Origin of the sequence: Paenibacillus sp. FSL R7-0302, from assembly GCF_038006885.1 — a bacterium.
Classification (GTDB): Bacteria; Bacillota; Bacilli; order Paenibacillales; family Paenibacillaceae; genus Paenibacillus_AQ.
On the sequence record NZ_JBBOWB010000001.1, the window covers coordinates 573,002 to 585,551 of the forward strand.

The following is a 12,550-nucleotide window of genomic DNA, read 5'->3' on the forward strand; positions in this document are numbered from 1 at the left end:
CGTGTAACTTGAGCAAGGAGGCGGAGGATGAGCAGAGAAAAGGCATATCTGCAAATGCTGGAGTCGACCGCTGCCATCCAGTGGAACATCGCGATGATTCTCGAGGCCAAAGCGGTGGAAGCGGAAAAAGTGAAGCAGTGGACCCATCATCACATCCACGCTAGAGCGTTCGACTCCCACGAAGACCAGTTGAAGGAATCCATCTCTATTCACGAGGTAATCGTGGAAATGGTAGAGGGACTGACGAAGCTGGAGAACGGGCTGTACAGCAACCTGAAGGCGGTGCTGGGCAGCGGGGAAGACGAGGGCGGCGATTTCGGCGGGGATGGCGAGGGCTTCAGCTTCGGGGACGACAGCAAATGAGCGGCGGGCTGCTCTCCGAACATGCCGTCAAGCTGGAGATGATCCGCTCGATCGCCCGCAGCCAGGCAGCGCTTGCAGCCATCCTCGAGAGTATTGCTGAAGTGACGGGGCAATCGGAGCTGACAGCCCGCAAGCTGAGCGACAATATCAGGATTCTTAGCGGATACCAGAGTTCGATGTGCCGGATGATATCCGGTATTTCGCTGCATGAGCCCAAAGAAGGAGTGCCTGCAGCCCCCTGGCTGAGCAAGGTCTGCTCAGAGGGGACCGCCAGAAGTAGATGAAGTACAGGAGGCGTAGATGATGAAGAGAAAGAGACTGGGCAAGCTTGGTTCCACGGGCAAGGGCAAGGGCAAGGGCAAGAGACGCAGACCGCTGCTGTCGCGGAAGACACGGATACGCAAAGGTCCCGGACGCAAATCGCGCAAGGGTCTGCCCGGTAAGCTGGGGAAGAAATCCCTGCTGCTGCGCAAAAAAAGAAGGCTCCGCCGCCGGTTGCGCAGGGTGCGCGCTGTGCAGGTCATACCGGCAATCGAAACACCATTGGTGCCGCAGGTGATTCCGCTCCCCCCGGATCTGGGCGTCCCGCCGGAACTGCCGCCGGGAGACGCCTATCAGCAGGGCTACACCGAAGCATACAACGTGGGGTTCGACGCCGGTTTCGCCAAGGGCTTCGAGGACGGGCATAAGCTGGAGCTTGGCTGACAGAGCCGCAGGAACAGCAGCGGACCAGGGCTGCGGTTATATAGGGGCTGGCGCATATTGCGCCGCCCCTATAGCACATGGGGAACTTTGGGATAAGACGGGCTCTCGGAATTTCCGGCCGGATATGGTAGACTTCTTAACAGAATCTTTACCGGTGTCACTATTCAGGCAGGAAAGCGGGGAACACACATGATAGGGAATGAGATACGAAGAGCGCGGAGTGAGGAAATCCAGGAGATCATGAATCTGATTGCCAAATGTGTACAAGTTATGCAGGCAGGCGGAAGCGATCAATGGGATGAAGGGTACCCTAACCGACAAGTCATTAGTGAAGATATCGGTAAGGGAACCTTATTTGTCTGCCTGGAGCATGAGGCGATTGCCGGGATTCTTGTGCTGGATGAGAACCAGGCGGAGCAGTATGCAGGCATTGAATGGGAACAGCAGCAGGGGCCGCATCTGATCATGCACCGGCTTGCGGTACATCCCGAGATTCAGGGGAGAGGGATTGCCCGGCGGCTGATCGCCTTTGCTGAGGAATTCGCCCGCAGCAGCGGCTATAGAAGCATCCGGCTTGATACATATGCGAAGAATGACAGGGTGCTTAAGCTGTATCCTTCGCTCGGATATTCGCAGAGAGGCGAGATTTGTTTTCCCGGCCGTACCGCTGCTTTTCCGGTGTTTGAGAAGGTGCTGCCAGATAATATGGAGAGATGATTTCTGCTTAAGTGAGTTAACATTACATTGAAGGCTGAATTTCTGTGATTTAAATGTTTACTCATGCCCTGAACTCACTTTATTGAATGTTTGTGTTAACTTTAATAACTCTTATTGACAGGTAAGTTGTCTTTGGACTATGATGGGATTATTCATAAGCAATGGAATAGTCCTTTTCGTATATCCTTAATAATTGGTTTAAGGGTCTCTACCGGGAACCGTAAATTTCTGGCTACGAAAATATGCTGAGGCATATTTTTGTGGCCTTTTTGTGTTACAGGCAGCCGGACATCAACAAGACTAGGGGGAAAAGACAATGGCGAATATCCTGATCAAGCATGCGGAGATTATTACGATGAACAAGCAGGAGGACATTATATATGGCGATATCCGTATCAAGGGCGATCTGATTGTGGAAATCGGCACCGGTCTTGAAGGGATTGGGGATGAACTTGTCATAGACGCTAAGAACCGGACGGTTATTCCCGGCTTCATCCAGACGCATATTCATCTGTGCCAGACGCTGTTCCGCGGCAAAGGGGATGATCTGGAGCTGATGGACTGGCTGCGCAAGCGGATCTGGCCGCTGGAGGCGGCGCATGACGAGGAGTCACTGTACTATTCTGCCATGCTCGGCATTGGGGAATTAATCACCAGCGGCACAACGACCATCGTGGATATGGAGACGGTACATCATACGGATTATGCCTTCCAGGCGATTGCGAAGAGCGGTATCCGCGCCTTGTCAGGGAAGGTCATGATGGACCGGAAGAACCCTGAGGCACCGGCGGCTCTGCAGGAGGAGACGGCGGCTTCGCTGCAGGAGAGTGTGGATCTGCTGGAGAAATGGAACGGATATGCGAATGGCCGGATTCAGTATGCTTTTTCTCCGCGGTTTGTCATTTCTTGTACGGAGCCGCTGCTGCGGGAGGTGCAGAGCCTCTCGGCCCGTTACGGGGTGAAGGTGCATACCCATGCTTCTGAGAATCTGGGCGAGATCGAGCTTGTGCAGGCGATGACCGGTATGCGCAATGTCGTCTATCTGGATCACCTGGGGCTGGCTAACGAACGTCTGATTCTGGCTCACTGTGTCTGGCTGGATGAGCAGGAGAAGCGGATTCTGCGGGACCGCGGTGTTCATGTCAGCCACTGCCCGGGCTCGAACCTCAAGCTGGCCTCCGGCATTGCCGATACGCCTGGTATGTTACATGACCATATTCACCTCAGCCTGGGTGCAGACGGCGCGCCCTGCAACAATAACCTGGATATGTTCAACGAGATGCGTCTGGCAGCAGTCATCCAGAAGCCTGCGCATGGCCCGGTTACGATGGATGCCCGGAGCGTCTTTCGGATGGCGACCATCGGAGGCGCGAAGGCGGTGGGGATGGAGGATCAGATTGGCAGCATCGAGGTCGGCAAGAAGGCAGATCTGGCTATCCTTAATCTCTATAATTTCCATACCTTCCCCTCCTATGATGTGGACCCGATCTCACGGATTGTCTACTCGGCCACCCGTGCCGATGTGGAGACAACGATGGTTGACGGTGAGATTCTCATGCACACAGGGCTGCTGAAGACCATCGACAAGGAAGTCGTGCTTCATGAAGCGAACCTTTCCATTAAAAGACTGCTGGGCAGCGCGCGGCTATCCTGAGCGGTAGGGGCTCCAACGCCAGTTGTTCCAGTCAAACTGACTATAGTAACCGGAGGCATGATTGCGGCCTGGCCCAGAAGCATCTTAGATTCAAACTGTAGACTTGCAGGGGACTTTGCGCCTCTGCTTTTTTTGTCCCGGTAAGGATAATGACCTTAATGAACCTTTTCTCCCGCTCAGTTGTTTAATAGGGTGGCCCTCTTTTGATTCCCTCTACAAGTATTGCTATACTAGAGCAACGTGAGCTTTTTACAGAAATAAGGAATTGTTTTTACACCACTATTAATGAAGAGAGTAAGAGGGGATTGCAATGAGAGAGGGCAAACCTGCGTCTGCGCAGGCTCATTTCTATATCGTGGCGGGACTGCTGTGGCTGAAGCTGCTGCTGCTGAGAGGGCTGTTCTTTGACCGGATTGCCTGGGAGTGGATCGCTGCGGATCTGGCGCCGGTACTCCTGCTGCTCGGTCTGCTGGCTATAATTACGCCCCGGCGGATGAGAAAAGGGGTCTTCTGGAGCTTCAATGGGCTATTGTCGCTGCTGCTCTTCGCGGCCAGTGTGTACTTCAATCACTTCGGCTCGGTGCCTACCTATCTGGCGCTCTATGAGCTGAACCAGGTGTTTCAGGTCAAAGAGAGTGTGGAATCTACGATTGAGTGGGTTGATTATCTGTTTTTTGCCGATCTAATCATAGTGATGGTCTATTCGCTGTTCCGCAGATGGAAGAGGGGGCCTGCACGGTGGCAGCGAGTCAGCCAGCCTGCTCGCAGAACCCGGAGCATCTATCTGGTGGTGCTGCTGGTGGCAATCATTGGAGGCGGCTCGCTGTCGGCGTATTCGATTCATTCGGCCCGGGGAATTACCAATGAGCTGGTCCAGGCGGAGACGGCCGGATTCCTGAATTATGAGGTGGTGGCAGCGATCAAGGCCCGGGAGGATAACGGCCTCATCGGGACCGGTGATATTCAGGAGACGATAGCCAAGGTGCAGGCACTGGAGGCTACCTATCCATACAAGGCTGTGACAAGCGGACTGCCAGAGCATTTCGGATCGCAAAAAGGGAAAAACGTCATCATCATCCAACTGGAGGCGTTCCAGAATTTCCCGCTGCACCAGTCACTGGAGGGTCAGGAGCTGACTCCGGTGCTGAATGGACTGGCCGCAGAGGGCTTCTACTTCCCGCATGTGTACCAGCAGGTAGGTCCGGGCAATACCTCGGATGCGGAATTCATGAGCAACACCTCGATCTATCCGATTGCTTCGCTGGCCATGTCCACAGGCTTCGGGGACCGGGAGCTGCCGGGACTGCCGCGGCTTTTGCGGGATAAGGGGTATGAGGCGTACACGTTCCATGTGAATAAGGTGGGCTTCTGGAACCGGAATGAGCTATATCCGGCGCTTGGCTTCAACGGCTACTATGACAAAGGCTCCTTCAAGAATGACCATTTCAATTCGTTCGGGGCTTCCGATGAGCAGCTCTATGCTACTGCCGTGGAGAAGCTGTCGGTGCTGCATCAGAAGGGAACGCCTTTCTACGCCCAGCTGGTGACAGCCTCCAGCCATCATCCGTTCAAGGTGCCGGACAGCTTCCGTCGTCTTCAGGTACCGGACAAGCTTCAGGGCACGATGCTGGGCGATTATCTGAGCGCGGTGAACTATACGGATTATGCGATAGGCACGCTGATTGACGGATTGAAGCAGCAGGGGATGTGGGAGGATACTGTGCTGGTGCTGTACGGTGACCATTTCGGCCTGCAGCCGAAGGACGTCCCGGCGGAGCAGGTGGAGGACGCGCTGGGCATCAAGTATGATGACCGGATCAGCCGGTTCAACATTCCGCTCGTGATCCACGTGCCCGGTATGAAGCAGGGACAGGTTGTGGAGCGGACCGGCGGACAGCTGGATGTGCTGCCGACGGTAGCCAATCTGCTCGGGGTATCGCTGAAGGACGAAGAGTTCACGGCGTTCGGGCATGATTTGCTGAATGTGGACCGCAACGTGGTGGGCATGCGCTATTATTTGCCGACAGGCTCGTTTTTTAATGATGAAGTGTTGTTTGTGCCCGGTAAGAGCTTCTCGGACGGTGAGGCGGTCTCGCTGGATACGCATGAGCCGGTGAAGGATTTCAGTGCCTATCAGAGCGATTACGACTATATCCTGAAGCTGATGGGCTTATCTGATGAATATGTGAAGCTGCTTCCGCAGCGTTAGGAGAATGTTATGAAAAGACTATGGAAACCCGAGTACCTCATCTCGCTGGCCGGCGCTGTGCTGATCCTCTATCTGCTGTTCGTGCGGCCCTTCACAGGCGTTGCCGATAACGGCGATTTCCTGCGGATGATGAATACGGTCGGACTGAATTATTTTGATGCCGGGGAGGACTATGCCGACCGCTTCTTCAGCTACAGTCATTCTAAGTTTGCTTATGATGATCTGTTCAAGGGCTTCTATCCGTCCTCGCAAATTTTGCTGGTGCTGGTGCCAAGGCTGCTTGCGGGTTTATTTCACGGCAGCTACTTCGATATCCGTCTTCTGGCAATTGTATATGCAGTGCTGCTGCTGGCTGCCACGTGGATGATCGTCAAGCTGGGTGCGAAGAGCTCCTATGCCACAGGTCTGCTGCTGGGTGCGGGAATGTTGTTTGTATTCTACGATATCGGCTATCTGGCTTATTTCAACTCCCTGTTCGGCGAACCCGTATCGATGGTCTTCATGCTGCTCACATTCGCCCTGGGTCTGAGGCTTACCGGGCAGGAGCAGCCGTCCTCGAAAGGGCTGGTATTATTTTTCATTGCCGTGCTATTTCTGGTCTGCTCCAAAATCCAGAATGCCCCCGTCGGCCTCGCCTTCGCGCTGATCTTCCTGCGTCTGCGTACGCTGAATGGAACAGGCAGCTGGCGCAAGCTGGCGCTTAGCTTAGGGATGGCCACGGCGCTGGTATCAGTGGTCCTGTATGTGACTGCGCCGAAGGAGCTTAAGCATATCAACCTGTACCAGACGGTGTTCTTCGGCATTCTGAATGAGTCACCGGATGTGCGCGGGGATCTGCGCGACCTGGGGCTGCCGGAGCGCCTCGAGGTACTGGCGGGGACGAATTATTTCCAGGGGGATACGGCAATCAAGCAGGATGATCCATCGCTGGGCCCGGATTTCTATGACCGTGTATCGCATAAGGATGTGCTATTCTTTTATATGAAGCATCCCGGCCGGTTAATAGAGAATATGAAGTATGCGGCTGCTAACAGCATGTCCATCCGTCCCTACTATCTCGGAAGCTATGAGAAAAGCGAAGGCAAGCCTGCAGGCGCGGTAGCGGGAATGTACAGCGGGTGGAGCGAGCTCAAGAACAAGCATCTGCCCCATTCCCTCGGATTCCTGGCGATTTTCTACCTGGTGTATTACGCCGGACTGCTCTATCAATACTTCCGTACGCGGGAGGCGGCAGGGCGGATTGCCGGAGAATTGATGATGCTGCTGGGACTGATCGGGCTGTTCTCGTTCCTGGTTCCGATCCTCGGTGACGGGCGCGCGGATATCGGCAAGCATCTGTTCCTGTTCAATGTCTGCTTCGATATGATGGCGGTAGCGATGCTGGGCTGGACGCTGCATAAGCTGACGAAGCTGCTGAAATAACTTATCATGTCAAACCCTTAATTGACCCCTAGCGGATTATAGAATACAATGTGTTTGGAACTTTAGTAAAAGAGTGGAAATGGCTTGATACAGCCTCATCCTATAAGGGGGCCGCTATGGGGAATGACGAATACAAGAATAAGATCGAACAGGCAAGACAGGAACTGAACAAACTGGCCTTGGAGTACGGGATGCAGGATGTCCGGGTACTCCGCCAATCGGTGAAGCTGGATGCGCTTCTGAACGAATACAGTGATTGTAATACGGAGAAGGATGATCAGCTTTATTAGAGAAATACAGAGCAGCTATGCCAATTCAAGAGACATCTCGGGCGTTCAACGCCTTGAGGTGTCTTTTTTAATCTCCCAGCAGCTCGCGGAGCATCTTCTGCCGGTCGGTCATGAAGGCGCGGGTGACCGTATAATGCTCCGTGTCTTCCAGCGCAACAGGCGTAATGCTCTCTCCCTCCAGCAGGAGAATCTCCGCACCCGGATAGGACATCAGAATTGGGGAGTGGGTGGCGATGATGAACTGGGAATTCTGCTCAGCCAGCTCATGCATCCGCGCCAGCAGAGACATTTGCCGTACAGGAGACAAGGCCGCCTCGGGCTCATCCAGGATATAAAGGCCCTGTCCGCTGAAGCGGTGAACGAACGTGGAGAAGAAGGATTCTCCATGCGACTGCTCATGCAGCGAGCTCCCTCCATAAGAGTCCTTAATCCGGTTCCCCGCCCCCGGCTCCTCATCCAGCTCATCGATATAAGAAGCCACATTGTAATAACTCTCCGCACGCAGGAAAAAGCCGTCCTTCGGCCGCCGTACGCCTCTGGCAATCCGCAGGTATTCATACAGGCTTGAATGCGAGGCATGGGTATTGAATGAGAAATTCAGCGTCCCTCCTTCCGGATTGAATCCCCAGGCAGCAGCAAGGCCCTCCAGCAAGGTAGACTTCCCGCTACCGTTCTCCCCTACAAGAAAAGTGACCTGCTTCTGAAAAGCAAGCCGTTCCAAGGTTCTTACCACCGGCAGATGAAACGGATAGCTTCCGAAGGAAGGGACCGCCTCGCGCAGCAGCTCGACATGGCGCAGATACAGCATAGGACCATAGATTGAACTCATATCTTAGTGCCTCCTCAGTAGGTTTTCCCTAATTGTAGATGATTCTTGGGGCCCCCGCAAAGTACTTGAGTAAGCTTCAGAGTGTGGCCTCACTTTGTGGGGCTGTTATGGGGTCCCCGCAAAGTACTAGAATAGGCTTCGGTGTGCAGGCCGTGCTCTGCATGGACAAGAGTGGATGAATTCTGCAGAGGTTCGGGCCAAGCGGGCGAAAGACCGGGGGGCATATGCCAATTTCGGCGTGATACAGACAGATGTCCATGAGGCGGATGCTGACTCCGCATATAGTACTACTGTCTTGAGAATATAACGGGGCAGGGTGAAGGCCGTGAAAACAAAAAAGAGAGGCGGGCTTCCACGGGATTACCGGGATGGCTATCTGCAAGGGTACCATCTCGGCCTGTGCGAAGCCGTGAAGCGCCTGAATACTCCTGAAGTGGGAGAACGCCAGCCGTTAAAACTGATGTATGTTCCCCAAGGGTTTCAGGCCATCGATGCGGGAGTCGCAGAAGCGCTGCGGCTGCTGGTAAGCGAGCTGATCATCTGTCCTCCGGAAACTATGCTGGAGGTGGCATCGCGCGAATTGCCTGAGGCGGTGCTGGTGATGAACGGGCTGCATGTATTTCCGGAGAATCATCTGGAACAAATTACGGCAATAAGACAGCTGGGTATCCCGGCGGCGATCTGGTTTGTGGATGATCCTTATTTCACCGAGGACACATCCGTCATCTGCCGGCATTACGATTATGTGTTCACGCATGAACTGGGCTGTGTGGAATTCTACCGTTCGCTGGGGACGGCATCTGTGCATTACCTTCCGCTGTGCGTCAACCCCCAGATGTTCTACCCGCGCCACACCGGACCGCAATATCACTATGATGTCGTGTTCATCGGCAACGCCTTCCGCAACCGTACGGAGCTGTTCGATGAACTGGTCCCCTTCCTGCGTGGAAAGAAGGTGCTGATCGCCGGCGGGTTCTGGGAGCGGCTGGCCCACTTCGAGGAGCTGTCCCCGTACATCCGCGAGGGCTTCATCCCGCCGGAGGAGACAGCCAATTATTACAGCGGCGCGAAGCTGGTCATTAATATCCACCGGCCCTGGGAGGGAGGGATGGATAACCGGAATACGTTCCAGCTTCCGTCCCTCTCCATTAATCCCCGGACCTATGAGGTCAGCGCCTGCGGGACGATGCAGCTGACCGATATCCGGCAGGATCTGGATATTCACTACAAGCCGGGCCGGGATCTGGAGACCTTCGCTTCTGCCGATGAGCTGAAGCGCAAAATTGATTATTACCTGAAGCACGACAAGGAGCGCCGGCAGTATGCGCTGCGGGGACTGCAGACCACGCTGCGCCGGCATACCTTTACTTCGCGTCTGCCTCATTTACTGGGTGTTCTTACTTCAAGAGGGTGAATTTCATTATGGATCAAAAGGAGCGAATACTCATGAACAACGAATTTATTATGCCTGCCCCGCCGTTGCCGAGAACCCCTGCGGAGGAAGAGAAGCTGCGGGGACGTCTGACCGGCTTCAAGGGAGGCTATGACGAAGGATATCTGCGGGGACGTCTGGCCGTTCTGGACGGACGCCCGGAGGAGCCGCAGCCGGTAAGGAATATCCATGTGATGTACGTGGCTTCAGGCAAGGGCTATCCGTATTCACCGCTGGATGATGCCGTGCTCTTCGCGCTGCAGCGGTTAACGGTTCAGGTCACGATTACTGATGTGCGGCAGAATCTGGTGGAGCTGGCTTCTGCCCAGCGTCCCGACCTCGTGCTGGTACTGGATGGTCTGGATTTACCGCTGGAGCAGGTGGCTATTCTGCGGGGCCAGGGAATTAAGACCGCGATCTGGCTGACCGATGATCCGTATTACACCGATTTCACAATGAAGATTGTGGCTCACTATGACTATGTATTCACACTGGAGCGTAATTGCGTAGAGATCTACCGCGGCCTTGGCTGCACGGAGGTCCACTATCTGCCCTTTGCCGCACACCGTGAGCATTACCGTCCGACTACCGGACGTTCGCCGGTCAGCCGGGATGTCAGCTTCATCGGGTCTGCCTACTGGAACCGGATTAATTTCTTCCGCGATATTATGCCGGAGCTGATGAGCTATAACACGGTCATTAACGGAATCTGGTGGGACCGGTTGCCGGAAGCGCCGCTCTATGGCGACCGGATTGAGATCGGCAAATGGATGTCCCCCCAGGAGACGGCTGTAGCCTACAGCGGTTCGAAGATTGTGATTAACCTTCACCGCTCGCACATTGACGATGCAGTCAACAACAACGCACTGTATATTCCAGCCGTATCGCCGAATCCGCGTACGTTCGAGATTGCTGCCAGCGGCACGCTGCAGCTCAGCGATGCCCGTGACGATCTCGGCTCCTTCTACAAGGTGGGCGAAGAGATCGACACCTTCTCCAGCTCTCGCGAGCTGATGGACAAAATCCAGTACTATCTGACGCATGAGGAAGAGCGCCGGGAGATGTCCCTCCGCGCCTTCGAGCGGACGCTCAGGGATCATACGTATACCAGACGTCTTAGTCAGCTGCTCAATATTATTTACGGGTAGCCAGCAGGGCAATCGTAGAACAGGCTGTCAGCAAATGTGCGTATCACAGGGGACAGGTGTCGTGCCGGCAGCTGTGCCCCCTCAATATACTGGAGTACCGGGCAGAGATGTTAGCCTGTCAGCTAATATACCCGTCCCAAGTAGGAGCACTGCTGAGTGATAGTAGATTGTGTGCATTCAAAATTAGGAGGTGAATGGCTGCTCCACAGCCCTTCGCAGGGGAGCGCCGAGACACCATGGCCGACAAAGCGACGATCGTCCTCTTTTCCCATGTCTCCAACACGCGCAGTATTACGGGTGCGGAGAAGCTGCTGTTATTCTTCAGCCGGGAGCTGTCTCCTTACTTCAATTGTATCCTCGTAGCCCCGCAGGACGGGAAGCTGACACAGCTGGCCCGGAGCTACGGCCTTCAAGTCCGGCTGATGTCTATTCCGCTGGTCTATGGAGTGTACACTCCCTATGCCGGTCTTCCGGCAGATATCCGCAAGCTGCAGGAGGGCCGGGAATATCATGAGCTGACTCACTGGCTTGCGGAGCTTCGTCCGTCCTTCGTGATCACCAGCACCTGTGTGCATGCCCTGCCGCCAATCGCGGCGAAGTCAATGGGCATACCCGTGATCTGGAAGATTTCGGAGACCATTACAGACAACGAGTTCACCCCGGTCAGCGTAGAGCTGATCCACAACAACAGCGATGAGATTCTGGCGATTTCACAGACAGCGGCAGCGTGCTTCCCCGAGGAGATCCGCGATAGCAAGGTGACCCAGCTTCCTCCGTCATGGAGCGACGCGGATTTGATGTTCGAGGCCTGGAGCAAGCTGCGCGGGGAACGGCGGAGTGAGCTGAAGATCGCCCCGGGGGACCCGCTGATCGGCTATGTCTCTTCCTTCATTAATAAAGAGAAGGGGCTGGAGCATTTCGTCAAGATGGCGGTTCTGGTGCATGAGCAGCATCCGGCTACCCGCTACCTTGTAGTGGGGACTCCCGGGGATAAAAGCTACTATGAGCGCTGTGTCCGCAAGGTGAAGCTGGAGGGTCTGACCTCACGCTTCCGGTTTGTCGGGTACGAAGAATGTCTGCCGGCCGCTTACTGCGCGATGGATCTGCTTGTTGTCCCCAGCCTGATCCGGGAAGGCTTCGGCATGACGGCCCTGGAGGGCTATGCCTTCAGCAAGCCGGTTGTCGCTTATGATTCCGGCGGCCTGCGGGAGATTCTGGACGCCGCAGGCTGCGGCGAGCTGCTCGTGCCTGCGGGAGACATGGATGCGCTGGCCGGGCGGGTGAACGCGCTGCTGGCCGACCAGGCGATGGCGGCCGGCATTGGCCGGCAGGCGCGGGAGCGCATCGAGGCCGTCTACGGCCCGGCGGCTTACCGCGCCCGGCTGCAAGGCTTAGCGGAGAGGTGGCATCTCCGCTACTGCCTCCAGCCGCCGCAGCTCATCGGCGGCCCGGAAGCCCCGCCCGCAGCTGCGCCGGCGGGCGGGAAGAGCGCCCCCGCGGCACAGCCGACGCGGGGCAAGACCGGGCGCCGCGCCGCACGGCTGCGGGCCGCGAAGCTGCGGCGCGGCAGGCTGCGCCGCGCCAAGTCCCGGAGCGGCGCGGCGGGAACGCGCCCGCGCCGTAAGAAGCGCGCGGCAGGCTCCGCGCGCCGTCGGGCCAGCGGCGGCAAGAAGCGCCGCGCGGGCCAGGCCGGAAGCCGCCGGAGCAAGCGGCGGCGTAAGGCATCCTGAGCAGCCTGCCCGGTTCCTGAGGGCAGGCCATAATCAAAGGGGAGTGAACCC

The 12,550-nt window shown here is 55.9% G+C and carries 12 protein-coding genes and 1 riboswitch; of the genes, 11 read left to right on the top strand and 1 reads right to left on the bottom strand.

Features of this window, described 5'->3' with window-relative positions; translation table 11 throughout:
- The first annotated feature begins 27 nt into the window (after positions 1-27).
- The 8 genes from MKY96_RS02525 (at position 28) to MKY96_RS02560 (ending at position 7,360) form a co-directional block, all read left to right on the top strand.
- Entirely contained in the window at positions 28-363 is a 336-nt protein-coding gene (locus MKY96_RS02525; protein WP_036727122.1) for a hypothetical protein, read from the top strand.
- Positions 360-647: a hypothetical protein gene (locus MKY96_RS02530; RefSeq protein ID WP_036701531.1), complete on the top strand. Its 288-nt coding sequence runs from the start codon at positions 360-362 to the stop codon at positions 645-647. The genes MKY96_RS02525 and MKY96_RS02530 overlap by 4 nt, the downstream gene beginning before the upstream one ends.
- A 19-nt stretch (positions 648-666) precedes the next feature.
- Positions 667-1,068 (top strand): hypothetical protein, encoded by a 402-nt coding sequence (locus tag MKY96_RS02535; protein WP_340938384.1) that lies wholly within the window; start codon positions 667-669, stop codon positions 1,066-1,068.
- Between the two features lie 189 nt (positions 1,069-1,257).
- Complete coding sequence (locus tag MKY96_RS02540; RefSeq protein WP_340938387.1) at positions 1,258-1,785, top strand: GNAT family N-acetyltransferase; 528 nt, start codon at positions 1,258-1,260, stop codon at positions 1,783-1,785.
- 156 nt (positions 1,786-1,941) lie between these two features.
- Positions 1,942-2,040, top strand: a riboswitch (purine riboswitch).
- A gap of 61 nt (positions 2,041-2,101) precedes the next feature.
- Positions 2,102-3,439 carry a 5'-deoxyadenosine deaminase gene (locus tag MKY96_RS02545; RefSeq protein WP_340938389.1) on the top strand — a complete coding sequence of 446 codons (1,338 nt, stop codon included), beginning with the start codon at positions 2,102-2,104 and terminating at the stop codon, positions 3,437-3,439.
- A 310-nt stretch (positions 3,440-3,749) separates the two neighbouring features.
- The gene (locus MKY96_RS02550; protein ID WP_340938391.1) at positions 3,750-5,648 is read left to right on the top strand and encodes an LTA synthase family protein; all 1,899 of its coding nucleotides are present in this window, start codon (positions 3,750-3,752) and stop codon (positions 5,646-5,648) included.
- Positions 5,649-5,657: 9 nt separating this feature from the next.
- Entirely contained in the window at positions 5,658-7,070 is a 1,413-nt protein-coding gene (gene wsfD / locus MKY96_RS02555; protein WP_340938393.1) for a glycan biosynthesis hexose transferase WsfD, read from the top strand.
- A 116-nt stretch (positions 7,071-7,186) separates the two neighbouring features.
- Positions 7,187-7,360, top strand: a complete 174-nt coding sequence (locus tag MKY96_RS02560) for an aspartyl-phosphate phosphatase Spo0E family protein (protein WP_340938395.1) — start codon at positions 7,187-7,189, stop codon at positions 7,358-7,360.
- Positions 7,361-7,427: 67 nt separating this feature from the next.
- Here MKY96_RS02560 and MKY96_RS02565 read toward each other — a convergent pair whose 3' ends face one another.
- The gene (locus MKY96_RS02565; RefSeq protein WP_445671412.1) at positions 7,428-8,189 is read right to left on the bottom strand and encodes an AAA family ATPase; all 762 of its coding nucleotides are present in this window, start codon (positions 8,187-8,189) and stop codon (positions 7,428-7,430) included.
- A 316-nt stretch (positions 8,190-8,505) separates the two neighbouring features.
- Here MKY96_RS02565 and MKY96_RS02570 point away from each other — a divergent pair, with 316 nt between their 5' ends.
- The 3 genes from MKY96_RS02570 (at position 8,506) to MKY96_RS02580 (ending at position 12,499) form a co-directional block, all read left to right on the top strand.
- Complete coding sequence (locus tag MKY96_RS02570) at positions 8,506-9,603, top strand: CgeB family protein (protein WP_445322032.1); 1,098 nt, start codon at positions 8,506-8,508, stop codon at positions 9,601-9,603.
- 32 nt (positions 9,604-9,635) lie between these two features.
- A complete protein-coding gene (locus tag MKY96_RS02575; protein ID WP_340938399.1) occupies positions 9,636-10,769 on the top strand; it encodes a CgeB family protein in 1,134 nt (377 codons plus the stop codon).
- 236 nt (positions 10,770-11,005) lie between these two features.
- A complete protein-coding gene (locus MKY96_RS02580) occupies positions 11,006-12,499 on the top strand; it encodes a glycosyltransferase family 4 protein (protein WP_340938400.1) in 1,494 nt (497 codons plus the stop codon).
- Positions 12,500-12,550 lie beyond the last annotated feature (51 nt).

Excerpts from the sequence above, each read along its gene's own strand:
- wsfD (WP_340938393.1), top strand. The coding sequence starts at position 5,658 with ATGAAAAGACTATGGAAACCCGAGTACCTCATCTCGCTGGCCGGCGCT.
- MKY96_RS02530 (WP_036701531.1), top strand. The coding sequence starts at position 360 with ATGAGCGGCGGGCTGCTCTCCGAACATGCCGTCAAGCTGGAGATGATC.
- MKY96_RS02560 (WP_340938395.1), top strand. The coding sequence starts at position 7,187 with ATGGGGAATGACGAATACAAGAATAAGATCGAACAGGCAAGACAGGAA.
- MKY96_RS02535 (WP_340938384.1), top strand. The coding sequence starts at position 667 with ATGAAGAGAAAGAGACTGGGCAAGCTTGGTTCCACGGGCAAGGGCAAG.
- MKY96_RS02545 (WP_340938389.1), top strand. The coding sequence starts at position 2,102 with ATGGCGAATATCCTGATCAAGCATGCGGAGATTATTACGATGAACAAG.
- MKY96_RS02550 (WP_340938391.1), top strand. The coding sequence starts at position 3,750 with ATGAGAGAGGGCAAACCTGCGTCTGCGCAGGCTCATTTCTATATCGTG.
- MKY96_RS02540 (WP_340938387.1), top strand. The coding sequence starts at position 1,258 with ATGATAGGGAATGAGATACGAAGAGCGCGGAGTGAGGAAATCCAGGAG.
- MKY96_RS02580 (WP_340938400.1), top strand. The coding sequence starts at position 11,006 with ATGGCCGACAAAGCGACGATCGTCCTCTTTTCCCATGTCTCCAACACG.
- MKY96_RS02575 (WP_340938399.1), top strand. The coding sequence starts at position 9,636 with ATGAACAACGAATTTATTATGCCTGCCCCGCCGTTGCCGAGAACCCCT.
- MKY96_RS02525 (WP_036727122.1), top strand. The coding sequence starts at position 28 with ATGAGCAGAGAAAAGGCATATCTGCAAATGCTGGAGTCGACCGCTGCC.
- MKY96_RS02565 (WP_445671412.1), bottom strand. The coding sequence starts at position 8,189 with ATGAGTTCAATCTATGGTCCTATGCTGTATCTGCGCCATGTCGAGCTG.